Here is an 18,148-nt window from a genome sequence, read left to right as displayed (position 1 = left end):
ACATGCGCCTGGAGGAGATGGAGTCGACGCTCGTCGACGACGCCCCCACGCGCGAGCGTGTGGCGACGTCGATCCTGGAGCACGGTCCGTCGACCGCAGCCGACCTCGCCCAGCGGCTGGGCCTCACTCCGGCCGCCGTGCGCCGTCACCTGGAGCAGCTGCTGGCCGACGGCGTCGTCGCGCAGCGGCAGCCGCGCAGCACCGCGCGGCGGGGTCGTGGACGTCCGGCCAAGGTCTTCGTCATCACCGACGCCGGCCGCGACACCTTCGCGCACTCCTACGACGACCTCGCCGCCGACGCGCTCCGCTTCCTCGCGGAGACCGCCGGCGACGGTGCCGTCGTCGCGTTCGCGGCCCGTCGCCTGCGCGCCCTCACCGAGAAGTACCGCCCCCTGGTCGAGGCCGCGCCCGTCGAGGAGCGCCCGCGGGTGCTCGCCGACGCGCTGAGCGCCGACGGGTTCGCCGCGTCAGCCGGCACGACGCCGGCCGGTGCGCAGATCTGCCAGCACCACTGCCCGGTCGCGCACGTCGCGGCCGAGTTCCCCCAGCTGTGCGAGGCCGAGACGGCGATGTTCGCCGACCTGCTCGGCTCCCACGTGCAGCGCCTCGCGACGATCGCCCACGGCGACGGCGTGTGCACGACCCACCTGCCCCATCCCCCGACCCAAGCCACTGGTCCCACCACAGAGAGGGTGTCGTCATGACGACCAACTCGATCGAAGAGCTCAACCCCGGGCTCAAGGACGTCGGCCGCTACGAGTTCGGCTGGTCCGACGCGAACGACGCCGGTGCCAACGCCCAGCGCGGCCTCAACGAGGAGATCGTGCGTGACATCTCCTCGAAGAAGAGCGAGCCGCAGTGGATGCTCGACCTGCGCCTGAAGGGTCTGCGTCTCTTCGACCGCAAGCCGCTGCCCACGTGGGGCGCCGGCCTCGAGGACATCGACTTCGACAACATCAAGTACTTCGTGCGCTCCTCGGAGAAGCAGGCCGCCTCCTGGGAGGACCTGCCCGAGGACATCAAGAACACCTACGACCGGCTCGGCATCCCCGAGGCCGAGAAGCAGCGGCTCGTCGCCGGCGTCGCCGCGCAGTACGAGTCCGAGGTCGTCTACCACTCGATCCGCGAGGACCTCGAGGAGAAGGGCGTCCTCTTCCTCGACACCGACACCGCGCTCAAGGAGCACCCGGAGATCTTCGAGGAGTACTTCGGCACCGTCATCCCCGTCGGTGACAACAAGTTCTCCGCGCTGAACACGGCCGTGTGGTCCGGCGGCTCGTTCATCTACGTGCCCAAGGGCGTCCACGTCGACATCCCGCTGCAGGCCTACTTCCGCATCAACACCGAGAACATGGGCCAGTTCGAGCGGACGCTGATCATCGCCGACGAGGACTCCTACGTCCACTACGTCGAGGGCTGCACGGCGCCGATCTACTCCAGCGACTCGCTGCACTCGGCGGTCGTCGAGATCATCGTCAAGAAGAACGCCCGCGTGCGGTACACGACGATCCAGAACTGGTCGAACAACGTGTACAACCTGGTCACCAAGCGCGCCGTGTGCGAGGCCGGCGCCACCATGGAGTGGGTCGACGGCAACATCGGCTCGAAGGTCACCATGAAGTACCCGGCCGTCTACCTGATGGGCGAGCACGCCCGCGGCGAGACGCTGTCGATCGCCTTCGCGGGCGAGGGCCAGCACCAGGACGCGGGCGCCAAGATGGTGCACGCCGCGCCCTACACGTCGAGCTCGATCCTGAGCAAGTCGGTGGCCCGCGGTGGTGGACGCACCTCCTACCGCGGCCTGCTGCAGGTCATGGAGGGCGCGTACGGCTCGGCCAGCACGGTCAAGTGCGACGCCCTGCTCGTCGACCAGGTCAGCCGGTCCGACACCTACCCGTACGTGGACGTCCGCGAGGACGACGTGACGCTCGGCCACGAGGCCACGGTCTCCAAGGTCAGCGACGACCAGCTCTTCTACTTCATGCAGCGCGGCATGGAGGAGGACGAGGCCATGGCGATGATCGTCCGTGGGTTCGTCGAGCCCATCGCGCGCGAGCTCCCGATGGAGTACGCGCTCGAGCTGAACCGCCTCATCGAGCTGCAGATGGAAGGAGCCGTCGGCTGATGACCCTCGTCGACACCGACCGCACGGTCGAGAACATCGGTCAGGCCCTCGAGCTCGACCACGTCGAGTCGCACCTGCACCCCGAGCCGTCCTACGACGTCGCGGCGCACCCGGTGCCCACGGGCCTGGAGGAGATCTGGCGCTTCACGCCGCTCAAGCGGCTGCGGGGACTGCTCGACGGCACCCCCTCCGACGCGCACCTCACGTGGGAGCAGCAGCTGCCCGAGGGCGTCACGCTCCGCGAGATCAGCACGGCCGAGGCGCAGGCGCTGGCCGTCAACGCCCCCTTCGACCGGCTCGGCGCGCTGGCCGTCGCCAACGCCGGGGGAGCGGTGCTGCTCGACGTGCCCGCCAACACCGAGCTCACCGAGCCCGTGCGCCTGACGCTCACGGGCGCGTCGGTCGACTCGACCGTCTGGGGCCACGTCGTGGTCCGCGTCGGCACGCACGCGAAGGCCTCCGTGGTCGTCGACCACGCCGGTAGCGCGACGTACGACGCATTCACGCAGGTGGTCGTCGGCGACGGCGCCTCGCTGGACCTGGTCACGGTCAACGACTGGGCCGACGACGCCGTCCACGCCGGCCAGTACAACGTGCGCGTGGGGCGCGACGCGTCGGTGCGCGCATTCGAGGTCAGCCTCGGCGGCGACCTCGTCCGCACCAACGTCAACGTCGACTACGCGGGGCCCGGCGGCAGCGCCGAGCTGCTCGGCGTCTACTTCGCCGACGCGGGCCAGCACATCGAGCACCGCCAGTTCGTCGACCACACGGCACCGCGCACGAAGAGCAACGTCGAGTACAAGGGCGCGCTGCAGGGCCAGGACGCCCACACCGTGTGGGTCGGCAACGTGCTGATCCGCAAGGTGGCCGAAGGTATCGAGACGTTCGAGCAGAACGACAACCTCGTCCTCACCGACGGCGCCAAGGCCGACTCCGTGCCGAACCTGGAGATCGAGACCGGCGACATCGCGGGCGCCGGTCACGCCAGCACCACGGGTCGCTTCGACGACAACCACCTGTTCTACCTGCAGAGCCGGGGCATCGAGGAGGCCGAGGCGCGTCGCCTCGTCGTGCACGGCTTCTTCAACGACATCATCCGTCGCATCGGCGTCCCGGAGCTGCAGGAGCGGCTCGTCGCGGCCATCGAGGCCGAGCTGGCGGGTGCCGACCTGACGGTGCTGAACAGCCGCCCGGAGCCCGGCACCCCCGCCGAGGTCGGCTGACCCATGACCGAGTCCGGACCCCAGTTCGCGGCACCCCTCGACGTCCTCGTCGAGGGGACCGCGACCGCGGTCACCGTCGACGGCGTCGACGTCGCGCTGGTCCGCCAGGGCGACGAGGTCTTCGCGATCCGCGACGAGTGCTCGCACGCCGCCATCCCGCTGTCGGAGGGGGAGGTGGAGGGCTGCGAGATCGAGTGCTGGCTGCACGGGTCGCGCTTCGACGCCCGCACCGGCAAGCCCCTCAACCTGCCGGCCACCGAGGCCGTGCCCACCTACCCCACGACCATCACCGACGGACGCGTCCTGGTCGACGTGTCCGCCCCCACCAGGAGCTGAACCACATGAGCACCCTCGAGATCAAGAACCTCCACGTCTCGGTGAACACCGAGGACGGCGCGAAGGAGATCCTGCGCGGCGTCGACCTGACCGTGAACAGCGGCGAGGTGCACGCGATCATGGGCCCGAACGGCTCGGGCAAGTCGACCCTCGCGTACTCGATCGCCGGGCACCCGAAGTACACCGTGACCGACGGCGAGGTCCTGCTGGACGGCGAGAACATCCTCGAGCTCAGCGTCGACGAGCGCGCCCGTGCGGGCCTGTTCCTCGCGATGCAGTACCCCGTCGAGGTCCCAGGCGTCTCCGTCGCGAACTTCCTGCGCACCGCCAAGACCGCCATCGACGGCGAGGCCCCCAAGCTGCGCACCTGGGTCAAGGACGTCAACGCCGCCCTCGAGCGCGTCACCCTCGACCCGACGTTCGCGCAGCGCAGCGTCAACGAGGGCTTCTCCGGTGGTGAGAAGAAGCGCCACGAGATCGCGCAGCTCGAGCTGCTGAACCCGAAGTTCGCCGTGCTCGACGAGACCGACTCCGGCCTCGACATCGACGCCCTGCGCGTCGTGTCCGAGGGCGTCAACCGCTACACCGCCCAGGGCGACCGTGGCCTGCTGCTCATCACGCACTACACGCGCATCCTGCAGTACATCAAGCCCGACTTCGTGCACGTGTTCGTCGCGGGCCGGCTGGCCGAGTCCGGCGGTCGCGAGCTGGCCGACCAGCTCGAGGCGGAGGGCTACGACAAGTACGTGAAGGCCGCGGTCTGACATGCCGGGCAGGGGTGCCGGGCCCTGGGCGGCAGAAGACGCAGCTTACGACGTCGAGGCGGTCCGCAAGGACTTCCCCATCCTCGAGCGCACGCTAGCGGGAGACCACCCGCTGGTGTACCTCGACAGCGCCAACACGTCCCACAAGCCGCGCCAGGTGGTCGAGGCGATCGAGCAGCACTACCTGCAGCACAACGCCAACGTGGCGCGGGCGATGCACCAGCTCGGTGCCGAGGCGAGCGAGGCCTTCGAGCTGGGTCGCACCAAGGTGGCCGGCTTCATCGGCGCCGCTCGGCGTGACGAGGTCGTGTTCACCAAGAACGCGTCCGAGGCGCTGAACCTGGTGGCGCGCGTGCTGGGCGACGCCGGTCCGGCCCACCCCCACGGAATCGGGGAGGGCGACGAGGTCGTCATCTCCGAGATGGAGCACCACTCCAACATCGTGCCGTGGCAGCTACTCACCGAGCGCACCGGCGCCACGCTGCGCTGGTTCGGTGTCACCGACGAGGGTCGCCTCGACCTCGACGACCTCGACACCCTGGTCACCGAGCGCACCAAGGTCGTCTCGCTGACGTGGGTCTCGAACATGCTCGGCACGATCAACCCGGTCGAGCGGGTCATCGCGCGGGCCCACGAGGTCGGCGCGCTCGTCGTGATCGACGGGTCGCAGGCCGTGCCGCAGATCCCGGTCGACGTCAGCACCCTCGGCGCCGACTTCGTCGCCTTCACCGGCCACAAGATGGTCGGCCCGACGGGCATCGGGGTCCTCTGGGGCCGCTACGACCTGCTCGCGTCGCTGCCCCCGTTCCTGGGTGGCGGCGAGATGATCGAGACCGTCACGATGGAGCGGTCGACGTTCGCCGCGCCCCCGCACCGCTTCGAGGCCGGCACCCCGCCGATCGCCCAGTCGGTCGGTCTGGGCGCAGCGGTCGACTACCTGACCGCGCTCGGCATGGAGAACGTGGCCGCGCACGAGCAGGCGATCACCGCGTACGCGCTGGAGCGTCTCCAGGAGGTCGACGGGCTCACGGTCGTCGGGCCGAAGGAGGCCGTGCAGCGTGGCGGGGCGATCAGCTTCACCCTCGACGACGTGCACCCGCACGACGTCGCGCAGCTGCTCGACTCCCGCGGCGTCGCCGTCCGCGCCGGCCACCACTGCGCCAAGCCGGCGCACCAGCGGTTCGGCGTGCAGTCGACGACGCGGGCGTCGTTCTACCTGTACACGACCGAGGCCGAGATCGACGCGCTCGTCGACGCGGTCCGCCACACCCAGCACTACTTCGGAGGGCGGTGACCATGGCCGACGCATCCCAGGTGGACGCGCTGTACCAGGAGATCATCCTCGACCACTACAAGCAGAAGCACGGCGCCGGCCTGCGCGACCCGTTCGAGTCGGAGGTGCACCACGTCAACCCGACCTGCGGCGACGAGGTGACCCTGCGGGTCCACCTCGACGCCGGCACGGTCTCCGACGTCTCCTACGACGCGGTCGGCTGCTCGATCAGCCAGGCGTCGGCGTCGGTGCTCAATGACCTCGTGGTCGGCAAGCCCGTCGACGACGCCTTCGCGACGCTCGACGCCTTCCAGGCCCTCATGCAGGGCAAGGGAGAGGTCGAGCCCGACGAGGACGTGCTCGAGGACGGCATCGCGTTCGCCGGTGTCGCCCAGTTCCCGGCGCGCGTGAAGTGCGCGCTGCTCTCGTGGATGGCGTTCAAGGACGCCACCAGCCAGGCTCTCAGCACCCAGGAGGACGCATGAGCGACCCCACCACCCCCGGCCCTGACCACTCCGACCTGCCCGAGGTTGACCTGAACGCCCCGCAGGAGTCCGCCGTGTCGACGGCGACGAAGGACGAGGACGTGTGGGAGGCGATGAAGGACGTCGTCGACCCCGAGCTGGGCATCAACGTCGTCGACCTCGGCCTGGTCTACGGCGTCGACGTCGACGACCACAGCAACACGGTCCTGTCGATGACGCTGACCTCGGCGGCCTGCCCGCTGACCGACGTCATCGAGGACCAGACCCGCGCCGCGCTCGACGGCATCGTCAACGACTTCCGCATCGAGTGGGTCTGGATGCCGCCGTGGGGCCCGGACAAGATCACCGACGACGGCCGCGAGATGCTGCGCGCCCTGGGGTTCAACGTCGGCTGAGTCTCAGGTCCACGTGACCTTGACCCCGGTGTCCGCCGAACCGCGGACGCCGGGGTCAACTGCGTGTTACAACGGGCGCGGCGCCTGGTTCGGGGCTCCTCGAACCGAAGGTCGTCCTGTGTCGTCTGCACGCCCGTCCCGTCTCGCCCTCCTCGTCCTGCTGGTGACCGGCGTCCTGCTCGCGGGGATGCTTCCCGCGAGCGCCGCGTCGTCACGCACGCTGAGCCTCAAGGCATCCAGCACCACCCCGACCTCGGGCACCACGATCACGCTGTCCGGGACGCTCAGCGCCTCCCCGAAGGGCGCGACCGTGACGGTCCAGCGACTCACCGGGTCCCGCTGGGTCAAGGTCACGTCCGCCCGCACCACCAGCACCAGGGGCGCCTGGAGCACGCGCCTGACCGTCAGGACGGTCGGCAGCATCAAGCTGCGCGCCGTCTCGGCCGCCATCCGCAACCGGAAGGCCGCGACGTCGCGCAGCACCACGCTCGACGTGCGACGCAAGGTGACGGTCACGGCGACCCTCGCGCCGAGTCGGGTAACCGTCGGCGACGACGTCGTCGTCAGCGGCAGGGCGAGCCCCGTCGTCCGGGGCACGAAGGTCTCGGTCCAGACCGTGTCCGGTCGCACCGCCAGGACGGTCGCGACGACGACGCTGGCCTCCGACGGGACGTACCGCGTCACCCTGCGCACCAGCAAGGCCGGCAGCACGACCTACCGCGCCGCCGTGGCCGGACGCACGGGCTACGCGGCCGCGACGTCCTCGACCCGCACGCTGGTCGTCGAGGCCACCCCGGTGCAGCCCGTCATCACCACCACCAGCCTGCCGCGGGGCCGGACCGGCGTGGCCTACAGCGCGCGCCTCGCCACCGACGGCGACCAGCCGGGCACCTGGTCGGTCTCGCCCGCCCTGCCCGCCGGTCTGACGCTCGCTACCCGGACCGGCGCGATCACCGGCACGCCGACCACCGCCGGCGACGTGACCACCACGGTCACGTTCACGCACGACAACGGCAAGGTCGCGACCACGACCCTGACGCTCTCCGTCGACGACTCCCCGCGGATCACGACCACCTCGCTGCCGACCGCGCTCAAGGGCGCGCCCTACGACCAGACGCTGACGGCGTCGCAGAGCGGGTCCTGGGCGCGGACCTCGGGCAGCCTCCCGCCGGGACTGAGCCTCGGGTCCGACGGCCGGCTCTCCGGCACGCCCACGTCGTCCGACGCGTCGTCGACCTTCACGGTGCGCTTCACGAGTGCTGCGTCCGGCCTCACGGCCGACCGGACCTACACGGTCGCCAGCACCCGCATCATCGCCACCACAGAGGTGCCGGTGGGTCAGGTGGGCGTGCCGTACCGCTACCAGCTGCGCACCAACGCCCCGACGGCCGGGACGTGGGGCACGAGGGGCGGTACGCCGGGAGGCCTGACGTTGAGCTCCGACGGCGTGCTCAGCGGGACCCCCACGCGGGCCGGGACGAGCTACGTCGTCCTCACCTTCACCCCGACCGGCGCGACGGCGCCCGCCGACGAGCAGAACCTCTTCCCCGAGGCCGAGGCTGGGGGCTCGACGACGCCCTCGACCGGTGAGGTCAGCGGTGGCTACGGGTACGCCTGCCGCATCAACGAGTACGACCGTGCCGCGGCGTGCTGGGGCTCCAACTACGGCGGCCAGCTCGGCACCGGCCCGGTCGGCGCCGAGAACTCGGTCCGTCGCCAGGCGACGGCCGTCGTCGGTGGCTCGGCGTGGCTGACCATCGACGGCGGCGACTTCTTCAGCACCTGCGGCATCAAGACGAACAACAGCCTGTGGTGCTGGGGCCGCAACGACAACGGCATCCTGGGCTCCGGTGACGGCAACGCGTCGTGGGCCGACAGCCCGCGTGCGGTCGTCGGCGGCGGATCGTGGAGCGACGTCGGGGTGGGCGCGGCGCACGCCTGCGGCATCCGGACCGACGGGTCGCTCTGGTGCTGGGGCCCCGCCGACCAGCTCGGGGAGACCGTGCCGTCGGGCAAGGACAGCGTGAGCTCGCCGCTGCAGGTCGGGCACGAACTCTGGCGCTCTGTGAGCGTCGCCGACGCCGAGACCTGCGCGGTGCGCCTCGACGACACCCTCTGGTGCTGGGGCAAGGGCGAGCGCCCCACGCAGGTGAGTGGTTCGTGGCAGAGCGTCGTCACCTCGGCCTTCACCACCTGCGGCGTCCGGACCGACAGCACGCTCTGGTGCTGGGGTCGCAACACCTCGGGCCAGCTCGGTGACGGCACCACGACCGACTCCGCGTCGCCCGTCCAGGTGGGCCGCGACACCGGGTGGGGCCAGGTGTCGGTGTCGTCCGACCTCGGCACGGGCTCGACCTGCGCGACCCGCACCGACGGGACCGCCTGGTGCTGGGGCTCGAACGCCAACGGCCAGCTGGGGGACGGGACGACCGCTGCGAGCAGCGTCCCGGTGCGCGTCGACCAGACCGTCTCGTGGTCGTCCGTCACGACGGGCAAGGGCTTCGCGTGCGGTGTGAAGAACGGCGGCACGCAGCGGTGCTGGGGCAACAACAGCGGTGGGGAGCTCGGCAACGGCCGCAACGACAGCGGCGGCGGGATGCCGACGAAGGTCTACAGCTGAGTCGTCACGGGGCGGCATGACCCACGTCTCCTCGCGAGGATGCGGAGGAGAGGGGCTCCGGCCCGTAGACTGCTCTGGTGAGCTACTACCAGCGGGAGTGACGACCGGACCACGTCCGGCGTTCTCGCACACCCCCTGACCACGAAAGCTCCCCATGATCACCGTCAACGACGTGACGCTGCGCTTCGGCGCCCGCGTCCTCATGCAGAACGTCTCCTTCCGTGTCGACAAGGGCGACAAGATCGGCCTCGTCGGCCGCAACGGCGCCGGCAAGACCACGCTCACGCGCATGCTGTCCGGCGACGGTCAGCCGGCCGAGGGCAGCATCACGCTCAGCGGGAAGATCGGGTACCTGCCGCAGGACCCGAAGTCCGGCGACCTGTCCATCACGGCGCGCGACCGCATCCTCGGTGCCCGTGGCCTCGACGAGGCCCTCGCGACGATGCGCAAGGCCGAGCTCGACATGGGCTCGGCCGACCCCGAGCTCGCCGAGCGGGCGATGAAGGCCTACGGCCGCGCCCAGGACGTGTTCTCGGCCGGTGGCGGGTACGCCGCCGAGGCGGAGGCCGCCACCATCTCGAACGCGCTCGGCCTGCCCGACCGCGTGCTCGACCAGCAGCTGCAGACGCTCTCCGGTGGTCAGCGCCGCCGCATCGAGCTGGCCCGCATCCTGTTCAGCGACGCCGACACGATGCTGCTCGACGAGCCGACCAACCACCTCGACGCCGACTCGATCACCTGGCTCCGCGGCTTCCTCAAGACGTTCTCCGGTGGTCTCGTGATCATCAGCCACGACGTCGACCTGGTGGAGGAGACGGTCAACAAGGTCTTCTACCTCGACGCGAACCGCGCGACCATCGACATCTACAACACCGGCTGGAAGCACTACCTACGCCAGCGCGAGGCCGACGAGGCGCGTCGCAAGCGCGAGCGCGAGATCACGACCAAGACGGCCGAGCGGCTCGTCGCCCAGGGCAACAAGATGCGCGCGAAGGCCAGCAAGGCCAGCGCAGCCCAGCAGATGCTGCGCCGAGCCGAGCAGATGATGTCCGGCCTCGACGACGTCCGCCAGGCCGACAAGGTCGCCAAGATCGACTTCCCGAAGCCGGCTCCGTGCGGCAAGACGCCGCTCATGGCCCAGGGACTCTCCAAGTCCTACGGCGCTCTGGAGATCTTCGCGGGCGTCGACCTGGCGATCGACAAGGGCAGCCGCGTCGTCGTGCTCGGTCTCAACGGAGCGGGCAAGACGACCCTGCTGCGGATGCTCGCCGGCACCCTGCAGTCCGACACCGGCGAGATCCAGCCGGGTCACGGGCTCAAGATCGGCTACTTCGCGCAGGAGCACGAGACTCTCGACATGGACCGCACTGTGCTCGAGAACATGCAGCGCTCCGCGCCGGAGCTCACCGACACGCAGGCCCGCAGCGTCCTGGGCGCCTTCCTCTTTTCCGGCGACGACACCGCGAAGCCGGCGAAGGTGCTCTCGGGCGGTGAGCGGACCCGGCTCGCGCTGGCGGGGCTCATCGTGTCGAGCGCGAACGTGCTGCTCCTCGACGAGCCGACCAACAACCTCGACCCGGCCTCGCGCGAGGAGGTGCTCGACGCGATCCGTCGGTACGAGGGTGCGATCGTCCTCGTGTCCCACGACGAGGGCGCCGTGCGCGCGCTCGACCCCGACCGCGTGCTGCTCCTGCCCGACGGTGACGAGGACCTGTGGAACGACGGCTACGCCGAGCTGGTCTCCCTGGCCTGACCGTCGTCGGCCGTGGCGCCGCCCTGGCGTCGCTCCAGCCACTCGATGCGCGCGAACCAGACGAAGCCGGCGAGCGCGAGGCCTGCGAAGAACCACCACTGCAGCCCGTAGAAGAAGTGCGGGCCGCCGCCGAGGTCGGGCTTCGGCTCGAGCTCGAGCCCGCCCGTGCCGCCGGTCTGCTCGCGCAGGTTGAGGTAGCCCGAGCGCACGTCGTAGGGGAGCGAGTCGGCGAGCCCGGTGCTGGAGACGGAGCGGACCTGGCCCTCCACCGGCGTGGTCGCGTCGGCACCGGCGTTGCTGTCGGGCCGCAGCCAGCCCTGCACCGTGACGGTCCCGCTCGGCGGCGCGGGGACATCGCTGGGGGCGGCCGCGGTGTTCGCCGTCGGCACCCAGCCGCGGTCGACCAGCACGGCGCTGCCGTCGTCGAGGAGCAGCGGCGTGACGACCTCGGCGCCGGGGCGCCCGTCGCGGGTGCTGAACTTCACCGTCACCTGCGACGTCGGGTCGTAGCGGCCCTGCACGACGACCCGCGTCCACTCCAGGTCCTTCGTGACCTTCAGGCCGACCGGTGCCACCTGGTCGAGGGGGACGGGGTCGGCGGCCAGGTGCTGCTCGACCCGCTCGTTCGACTCGTGCCGGACCTCGCGCTTGTGCCACTGCCAGTCGCCCATGAGCACGCACACGACCGCGAGCGCCACGACGGCGAGGAAGAACCCGATCCACCGGGCGCTGAGCAGGAACCGCACCCCTCGAATCTAGCCGCCCGACACCAGCGCGCTCCGGCGAGGTTGGGTCCGCGCTCCTAGACTGGGGGGATGCAGCTCGGTGACAGACATGGACGTGTGGCCACCGACCTGCGGGTCTCGTTGACCGACCGGTGCAACCTGCGCTGCCAGTACTGCATGCCCGCCGAGGGCCTCGACTGGATGCCCACGGCGGAGGTGCTCACCGACGACGAGGTCGTCCGGCTGATCCACGTCGCCGTCACGCGTCTCGGCGTCGTCGACGTGCGGTTCACCGGCGGCGAGCCGCTGCTGCGTCGCGGGCTGGCCTCGATCGTCGCAGCCACCAAGGCGATGCCGGGCTCGCCCCGCACCGCCATCACCACGAACGCCCTCGGGCTCAGCCGCACCGCCCACGCGCTGGCCGCCGCCGGCCTCGACCGGGTCAACGTCAGCCTCGACACCACCGACCCGGAGATGTTCCACCGGATCACGCTGCGCGACCGTTTCCACGACGTCGTCGCCGGGCTCGAGGCCGCCGCCGAGGCGGGGCTCACCCCCGTCAAGATCAACGCGGTGCTGCTGCGAGGGCTCAACGAGGACGAGGGCCCCGCGCTGCTGCGCTGGTGCATGGAGCGCGGCTACGAGCTGCGCTTCATCGAGCAGATGCCGCTCGACGCGCAGCACGGCTGGGACCGCAGCCGCATGATCACCGCCGACGAGATCCTCGCGCGACTCTCCGAGCACGTGACCCTCACGCCTCTCGACGGACGGGGGAGCGCCCCGGCCGAGAAGTTCCAGGTCGACGGCGGCCCCCACACCGTGGGGATCATCGGGTCGGTCACGCGGCCGTTCTGCGCCGACTGCAACCGCGTCCGCCTGACCGCCGACGGCCAGGTGCGCACGTGCCTGTTCGCCCGCGAGGAGTCCGACCTGCGGGCCGCGCTGCGCGGGGGAGCCGACGACGACGAGCTGGCCCGCCGGTGGGTCGACGCGATGTGGGGCAAGGCGGCCGGCCACGGCATCGACGACCCCACCTTCCTGCAGCCGTCGCGGCCGATGTCGTCGATCGGCGGCTGACCGCCGGACCCACGACGTCAGGCGAAGCCGCTCGATGGACGCCACGTGATCGTGCCGCCGCCGCCCTCGAAGTCGACGCGACGGCCGTCCTCGGCGACCTTCACGGCCGTGAAGTCGTCCACGTCGTCGATCGTGCGCACGGCCCAGGCATCGTCGCCCTCGCCGAGAACGGCTGCCACGACCTGCTGCGGCGGCTCGCCGTCGTAGCAGTACAGACCGAACCCTGCGGTCAGCGCGACCGTGCCGCCAGCCTGCTCGAGCTCGACGCCCTGGCAGGGGTCCTCGGTGGATCCGACCAACGTGGTCGGAGCGCTCCACGACGTCTCCCCGGCAGACCGGACCTGGACGACGAGCCCGGTGCCGGCCACCTGGTACGCGGCCACGCGGCGGCCGTCGTCGAGCTCGGCCTGCGCGCGGAAGTCCCGCGCGTCCTGGCCGTCGGGCACGACGGGGGAGCCGAGCTCGTGACCGCTCCCGGACGCCGCGGGCACCGTGGAGGCCGGCGGCGCAGAGGCTGTCGGCTCAGGCTCGGCGCCACCGCCGCAGCCCGCCGCCAGGCAGCCGAGGAGGACCAGGGAGACGGCGCGGGTGATCGTGCTCGACATGGGGTCGAGGGTAGGCGACGGCCGACCGCTCACTCCGAGGTGACGCCGTCCTGCAGCGGGAGCGTCTCCTTGTAGAAGCCGCGCGCGTCGAGGAAGCGTCGCAGCGACTGCTCGTGCTCGTCGCAGGCCAACCACGTCTTGCGTCGGTCCGGCGTGTGGATCTTCGGGTTGTTCCACTCGATGCGGTGCAGGGCCGCCGCGGTGCAGCCCTTCGCCGAGCAGACCAGCTCGTCAGCCACGCTCGTCACGGCGCTCCTCCGCGGGACGGTCGCCGATCTGCCCGAACGGCTCGGGCTTCATGATGTCCGTGCCCTCGCCGCGGGTGCGCACCCCGGCGTTGGCCAGGATGACCGACGTGTAGGGCAGGAACACCGCACCCACCAGGAGCACGACGGCCAGCCACATGACGTGGTTCCAGGCGATCACGGCACCGATGAAGCAGAGCGTCCGCACCCCCATGCTCAGGGCGTACCGGAGCTCGCGGGACCCCAGCTCGTCGCTGTGCCCCTCGCTGGCCGAGGTGATCGAGTAGACCTGCTCCTCGCGGCCACCAGCGGAGCCGGTCGAGGAGCCCTTCGGCGGTGTGTGCTTCACCTCTCCAGCGTACGTCGCTGCGTGCGGACCCGCCGGGCGCCGGGGCGTGAGGAGGAGGACACCGGCATGATGCTGTCATGAGCAACCGCACCTACCGCGTCACCGAGATCGTCGGCACCTCCCCGGAGGGCGTCACCCAGGCCATCGAGAACGGCATCAAGCGGGCCGGCCAGACCCTGCGCCACCTCGACTGGTTCGAGGTCGAGGGCATCCGCGGCGCCATCACCGACACCGACGTCTCGCACTACCAGGTGACGATGAAGATCGGCTTCCGCCTGGAGGACGACGAGTAGGACCTGTCGAGGTCAGCGGGCGGCGGCCGCGCCGGGACCGGTCGGGGCGTCCGGGGGCTCGGCCGCGTCGGCCTCCTCCACCTCCTCGCGCGTGATGCCGAGGAGGTACATGACCGAGTCGAGGTAGGGCACGTTCACCGAGGTCTGCGCCTGGTCGCGCACCACCGGCTTGGCGTTGAAGGCGATGCCCAGCCCCGCGGCGGCCAGCATGTCGAGGTCGTTGGCCCCGTCGCCCACCGCCACGGTGTTCTTCAGCCCGATGCGCGCCTCGGCGGCGAAGCGACGCAGCGCCTCCGCCTTGCCGGCGCGGTCGACCACGGCACCCACGACACCGCCGGTGAGCCGGCCGTCCACGACCTCCAGCTCGTTCGCCGCCCAGTAGTCGATGCCCAGGTCGGCGGCGATGCGCTCGATGATCTGGGTGAAGCCGCCGCTGACGAGCGCGAACCGGTAGCCGAGCCGCTTCAGGCTGCGGACCATCGTGCGGGCACCGGGCGTGTACTCCAGGGCCGCGTAGACGTCGTCGAGCGCCGACGCCGGCACTCCCTCGAGGCGCGCCACGCGCTGACGCAGCGACTCCTCGAAGTCGATCTCGCCGCGCATCGCCGACTCCGTGACCGCCGCGACCTCGTCGGCGCAGCCGGCGTGCTCGGCGAGCATCTCGATGACCTCGCCCTGGATGAGGGTCGAGTCGACGTCCATGACGACGAGCCGCTGCGCGTGTCGCAGGATGCCCCGCTCCTCGACGGCCACGTCGACGCCGTGCTCGAAGGCCGCTGCTGCGAGCTCCACCTGCAGGACGTCGGGGTCGGCGCCCGAGACCTCCAGGCGCAGCGCCGTCACGGGGTAGCGCGCGAGGCGCAGGATCCGGTCGATGTTGCCGCCCGCGGCCTTGATGCGGCTGGTCAGGGCCGTCATCGCCGCCGGGCGCAGCGGATGGCCGAGCAACGTGACCTGGCTGCGACCCACGCGACGCGGACGGTTGTCCCCGACCCCGTGCTCGACCTCGATCTCCATGTCGAGCTCGGCGGCCGTGGCCCGGACGGCGCTCTCGAGCGCCTCCGGGTCGGTCGGCACGGAGACGAGCACGCTCAGCACGAGACGGCCGCGGACGACGAGCTGCTCGACGTCGACGACCTCGACCTCGAACGGCTCGAGCGACGCGAACAGCCTCGTCGAGACGCCGCTGCGGTCGGGTCCCGTCAGGGTCAGCAGCAGGGTGGGCGAGGTGAGGTGCACGGCCGGCACGTGGGCGCTCATCGGGACCGAGGCTATCGCCCGACCGCCCGTCGGCGACGCGGGACGTCACGATAGGTTGGACACAGCGTGCCCGCCTCGGCGTGAGCACGCCGTCGTCCGGTCCGACCAGCAGCAGGAGACCCCGCATGGCCACCGCGTTCCAGCTCGACTCGGTGAGCGTGGTCAGGCCCGGGAAGCGTCTCCTCGACGACGTGTCGTGGACCGTGCACGACGACGAGCGCTGGGTGGTGCTCGGCCCCAACGGCGCCGGGAAGAGCACGCTGCTCCAGGTCGTCGGCGCGCACCTGCACCCGACGTCGGGCAGCGCGGAGATCCTGGGGGAGCGCCTCGGTGCCACCGACGTCTTCGACCTGCGCACCCGGATCGGCCACAGTGCGACCGTGGTCGCCGACCGGATCCCGCCGGTCGAGCGCGTCGAGGACGTCGTGCTGTCCGCCGCGCACGCCGTGACGGGCCGCTGGCGCGAGACCTACGACGAGGACGACCTGCAGCGGGCGCGCCAGATCATGGGCGAGCTGGGCATCACCGGTCTCGCCGACCGCACGTTCGGGACGCTCTCGGAGGGCGAGCGCAAGCGGTCGCTCATCGCCCGGGCGCTCATGACCGACCCCGAGCTGCTGCTGCTCGACGAGCCGGGCGCCGGACTCGACCTCGGTGCCCGCGAGGACCTGCTCGCCAGCCTCGACGTGCTGTCGTCGACGCCGGGTGCACCGGTGCTCGTCATGGTCTCCCACCACGTCGAGGAGATCCCGCCCGGCTTCACGCACGTGCTCCTGCTGCGCGACGGCGGTGTCGTCGCGCGTGGTCCGATCGGTGAGGTGCTGACCGCCGAGAATCTCGGCACCACGTTCGGAATGCGGCTCGAGCTCGACCACGTCGACGGGCGCTACGCAGCCCGGCGCGCGCAGTACGGCCGACGAGCGCTGCGCTGACGTCGTGCCGCACGTGACTGGTAGCGTGACGCGCCCGACGCGTGTGCGCGACTGCGCCGTCACGAGAGGAGACCACCGATGATCGAGTGGATGACGGAGAACGCCTGGGTCACCTGGGTCGGCGTCGCCGTGCTCCTGGCGGTCGCCGAGCTGCTGAGCCTCGACCTCGTGCTGCTGATGTTCGCGATCGGGGCACTCGCCGGCGCGGTGGCGAGCGCCCTGGGTGCCCCGTTCTGGGTCGCGATGCTCGCGTTCGGCGTCGTCGGCGTCGGGCTGCTGTTCTTCGCCCGGCCACCCATGGTCGCCCGCCTGCACGCGGGGCCGACCCTCACGACCGGCCACGACGCCCTCGTCGGTCGGACCGGCGTGGTGCTCGAGCCGGTCGGCCCGTTCGGAGGCCGCATCACGCTCGCGAGCGAGGTGTGGTCGGCCCGCACCGAGGGCGACACCGAGGTGGCGCCCGGAGCAGAGGTCGTCGTGACCCGCATCGACGGCGCCACCGCCATCATCACCCCGAAGGAGTCCTGAGCATGACCGCCTTGACCATCTTCCTGGTCCTGCTGGCGATCCTCGCCGTCGTCGTCGTGACGATGACGATCAAGATCGTCCCGCAGGCCCGTGCCGGCATCGTGGAGCGGTTCGGCAAGTACCGCACCACCCTCTCGGCCGGCCTGAACATCGTCGTCCCGTTCATCGACAAGGTGCGCTACATGATCGACCTGCGCGAGCAGGTCGTCTCGTTCCCGCCGCAGCCGGTGATCACCGAGGACAACCTCACGGTCTCCATCGACACCGTCATCTACTTCCAGGTGACCGACCCCGTGGCCGCGACGTACGAGATCGCCCACTACATCCAGGCCATCGAGCAGCTCACCATGACGACGCTGCGCAACATCATCGGTGGCATGAGCCTGGAGCACGCGCTCACGAGCCGCGACCAGATCAACTCCGGCCTGCGCGGCGAGCTCGACGGGGCCACCGGCAAGTGGGGGATCCGCGTCAACCGGGTCGAGCTCAAGGGCATCGACCCGCCGCCGTCGATCATCGACGCCATGGAGAAGCAGATGCGCGCCGAGCGCGACAAGCGCGCCGCGATCCTGACCGCCGAGGGCGACCGCCAGAGCGCGATCCTGACCGCCGAGGGCCAGAAGCAGGCCGCCATCCTGACCGCCGAGGGCGAGAAGCAGGCCGCGATCCTGTCGGCCGAGGGCGAGAAGCAGGCCGCCATCCTGACGGCGCAGGGCGAGGGGCGGGCCATCGAGACGGTCTTCCAGGCCATCCACGACGGCAACCCCGACCAGAAGCTGCTGTCCTACCAGTACCTGCAGACGCTGCCGAAGATCGCCAGCGGCGAGAACGCGTCGACCTGGATCATCCCGGCCGAGCTCACCAAGGCCCTCGGCACGCTCGGGAACCAGCTCGGCACGATCCCCGTCGACGGCGGCGGCAGCCGCAACCGGGTCGACCTCGACGAGCCCGTCGAGACGGGGGAGTCCTCGGCCGGCACGCAGGCCGCGGTCGAGGCGGCGCTCGAGGCCGCCAAGGCCGCCGAGAAGCCCGGGGTGGGGACCGGAGGCGGCACCGCCGACCCGGTCGCCCCGCCGTCGCCCACCGACGGCGAGGAGCCGCCGGCCCCGCCGGCCTGAGGAGCACCCAGCCCACGCACGAGGGCCCCGGAGCAGCCGCTC

At 71.1% G+C, this 18,148-nt stretch carries 20 protein-coding genes; 15 read left to right on the top strand and 5 right to left on the bottom strand.

Going from position 1 to position 18,148, the window contains the following annotated elements:
• The first annotated feature begins 2 nt into the window (after positions 1-2).
• From AC3WRM_RS11990 to AC3WRM_RS11945, 10 genes are all read left to right on the top strand, one after another.
• Positions 3-704, top strand: a complete 702-nt coding sequence (locus AC3WRM_RS11990; protein WP_492248659.1) for a helix-turn-helix transcriptional regulator — start codon at positions 3-5, stop codon at positions 702-704.
• Positions 701-2,125: a Fe-S cluster assembly protein SufB gene (sufB, locus tag AC3WRM_RS11985; RefSeq protein ID WP_492248578.1), complete on the top strand. Its 1,425-nt coding sequence runs from the start codon at positions 701-703 to the stop codon at positions 2,123-2,125. The genes AC3WRM_RS11990 and sufB overlap by 4 nt, the downstream gene beginning before the upstream one ends.
• The gene (sufD, locus tag AC3WRM_RS11980; protein WP_492248579.1) at positions 2,125-3,348 is read left to right on the top strand and encodes a Fe-S cluster assembly protein SufD; all 1,224 of its coding nucleotides are present in this window, start codon (positions 2,125-2,127) and stop codon (positions 3,346-3,348) included. Before sufB ends, sufD begins: the two co-directional genes overlap by 1 nt.
• Before the next feature lie 3 nt (positions 3,349-3,351).
• Positions 3,352-3,684: a non-heme iron oxygenase ferredoxin subunit gene (locus AC3WRM_RS11975; protein ID WP_492248580.1), complete on the top strand. Its 333-nt coding sequence runs from the start codon at positions 3,352-3,354 to the stop codon at positions 3,682-3,684.
• A gap of 5 nt (positions 3,685-3,689) precedes the next feature.
• Positions 3,690-4,448 (top strand): Fe-S cluster assembly ATPase SufC, encoded by a 759-nt coding sequence (sufC, locus tag AC3WRM_RS11970; protein WP_492248581.1) that lies wholly within the window; start codon positions 3,690-3,692, stop codon positions 4,446-4,448.
• Position 4,449: 1 nt separating this feature from the next.
• Positions 4,450-5,742, top strand: a complete 1,293-nt coding sequence (locus tag AC3WRM_RS11965; protein ID WP_492248582.1) for a cysteine desulfurase — start codon at positions 4,450-4,452, stop codon at positions 5,740-5,742.
• Between the two features lie 2 nt (positions 5,743-5,744).
• Entirely contained in the window at positions 5,745-6,206 is a 462-nt protein-coding gene (sufU, locus tag AC3WRM_RS11960; protein ID WP_492248583.1) for a Fe-S cluster assembly sulfur transfer protein SufU, read from the top strand.
• A 35-nt stretch (positions 6,207-6,241) separates the two neighbouring features.
• Positions 6,242-6,601, top strand: a complete 360-nt coding sequence (locus AC3WRM_RS11955) for a metal-sulfur cluster assembly factor (RefSeq protein WP_470207145.1) — start codon at positions 6,242-6,244, stop codon at positions 6,599-6,601.
• A gap of 118 nt (positions 6,602-6,719) precedes the next feature.
• Positions 6,720-9,221: a putative Ig domain-containing protein gene (locus tag AC3WRM_RS11950; protein ID WP_492248584.1), complete on the top strand. Its 2,502-nt coding sequence runs from the start codon at positions 6,720-6,722 to the stop codon at positions 9,219-9,221.
• A 154-nt stretch (positions 9,222-9,375) separates the two neighbouring features.
• Positions 9,376-10,974 (top strand): ABC-F family ATP-binding cassette domain-containing protein, encoded by a 1,599-nt coding sequence (locus AC3WRM_RS11945; protein ID WP_492248585.1) that lies wholly within the window; start codon positions 9,376-9,378, stop codon positions 10,972-10,974.
• On the opposite strand, the gene AC3WRM_RS11940 is transcribed toward AC3WRM_RS11945, so the two are convergent.
• Entirely contained in the window at positions 10,947-11,720 is a 774-nt protein-coding gene (locus AC3WRM_RS11940) for an SURF1 family cytochrome oxidase biogenesis protein (RefSeq protein WP_492248586.1), read from the bottom strand. The genes AC3WRM_RS11945 and AC3WRM_RS11940 overlap by 28 nt on opposite strands.
• A gap of 69 nt (positions 11,721-11,789) precedes the next feature.
• Between AC3WRM_RS11940 and moaA the strand changes: the two genes are divergently transcribed.
• Positions 11,790-12,776 carry a GTP 3',8-cyclase MoaA gene (gene moaA, locus AC3WRM_RS11935; protein ID WP_492248587.1) on the top strand — a complete coding sequence of 329 codons (987 nt, stop codon included), beginning with the start codon at positions 11,790-11,792 and terminating at the stop codon, positions 12,774-12,776.
• A 17-nt stretch (positions 12,777-12,793) separates the two neighbouring features.
• On the opposite strand, the gene AC3WRM_RS11930 is transcribed toward moaA, so the two are convergent.
• The 3 genes from AC3WRM_RS11930 to AC3WRM_RS11920 are packed head-to-tail and all read right to left on the bottom strand — an operon-like array spanning position 12,794 to position 13,975.
• Positions 12,794-13,381 carry a hypothetical protein gene (locus AC3WRM_RS11930; RefSeq protein ID WP_492248588.1) on the bottom strand — a complete coding sequence of 196 codons (588 nt, stop codon included), beginning with the start codon at positions 13,379-13,381 and terminating at the stop codon, positions 12,794-12,796.
• A gap of 29 nt (positions 13,382-13,410) precedes the next feature.
• The gene (locus AC3WRM_RS11925; protein WP_492248589.1) at positions 13,411-13,629 is read right to left on the bottom strand and encodes an acetone carboxylase; all 219 of its coding nucleotides are present in this window, start codon (positions 13,627-13,629) and stop codon (positions 13,411-13,413) included.
• On the bottom strand, positions 13,613-13,975 hold the full coding sequence (locus tag AC3WRM_RS11920) for a DUF3099 domain-containing protein (RefSeq protein WP_492248590.1): 363 nt from the start codon (positions 13,973-13,975) through the stop codon (positions 13,613-13,615). The genes AC3WRM_RS11925 and AC3WRM_RS11920 overlap by 17 nt, the downstream gene beginning before the upstream one ends.
• Before the next feature lie 77 nt (positions 13,976-14,052).
• Between AC3WRM_RS11920 and AC3WRM_RS11915 the strand changes: the two genes are divergently transcribed.
• Positions 14,053-14,268 carry a dodecin gene (locus tag AC3WRM_RS11915; protein WP_253022100.1) on the top strand — a complete coding sequence of 72 codons (216 nt, stop codon included), beginning with the start codon at positions 14,053-14,055 and terminating at the stop codon, positions 14,266-14,268.
• Positions 14,269-14,280: 12 nt separating this feature from the next.
• Here the strand turns inward: AC3WRM_RS11915 and serB are convergent, their stop codons facing one another.
• Entirely contained in the window at positions 14,281-15,528 is a 1,248-nt protein-coding gene (gene serB, locus AC3WRM_RS11910; RefSeq protein ID WP_492248591.1) for a phosphoserine phosphatase SerB, read from the bottom strand.
• Between the two features lie 125 nt (positions 15,529-15,653).
• Between serB and AC3WRM_RS11905 the strand changes: the two genes are divergently transcribed.
• From AC3WRM_RS11905 to AC3WRM_RS11895, 3 genes are all read left to right on the top strand, one after another.
• On the top strand, positions 15,654-16,460 hold the full coding sequence (locus AC3WRM_RS11905) for an ABC transporter ATP-binding protein (protein WP_492248592.1): 807 nt from the start codon (positions 15,654-15,656) through the stop codon (positions 16,458-16,460).
• A 78-nt stretch (positions 16,461-16,538) separates the two neighbouring features.
• Positions 16,539-16,988: an NfeD family protein gene (locus AC3WRM_RS11900; RefSeq protein WP_492248593.1), complete on the top strand. Its 450-nt coding sequence runs from the start codon at positions 16,539-16,541 to the stop codon at positions 16,986-16,988.
• Positions 16,989-16,990: 2 nt separating this feature from the next.
• Positions 16,991-18,106, top strand: coding sequence for an SPFH domain-containing protein (locus AC3WRM_RS11895; protein WP_370200020.1), 1,116 nt, complete (start codon positions 16,991-16,993; stop codon positions 18,104-18,106).
• Positions 18,107-18,148 lie beyond the last annotated feature (42 nt).

The sequence above is a fragment of the Aeromicrobium sp. EU05-FHT14F07 genome, assembly GCF_058790455.1.
The sequence above is the reverse complement of the archived record's forward strand: the minus strand, read 5'-3'. Positions and strand labels throughout refer to the sequence as shown.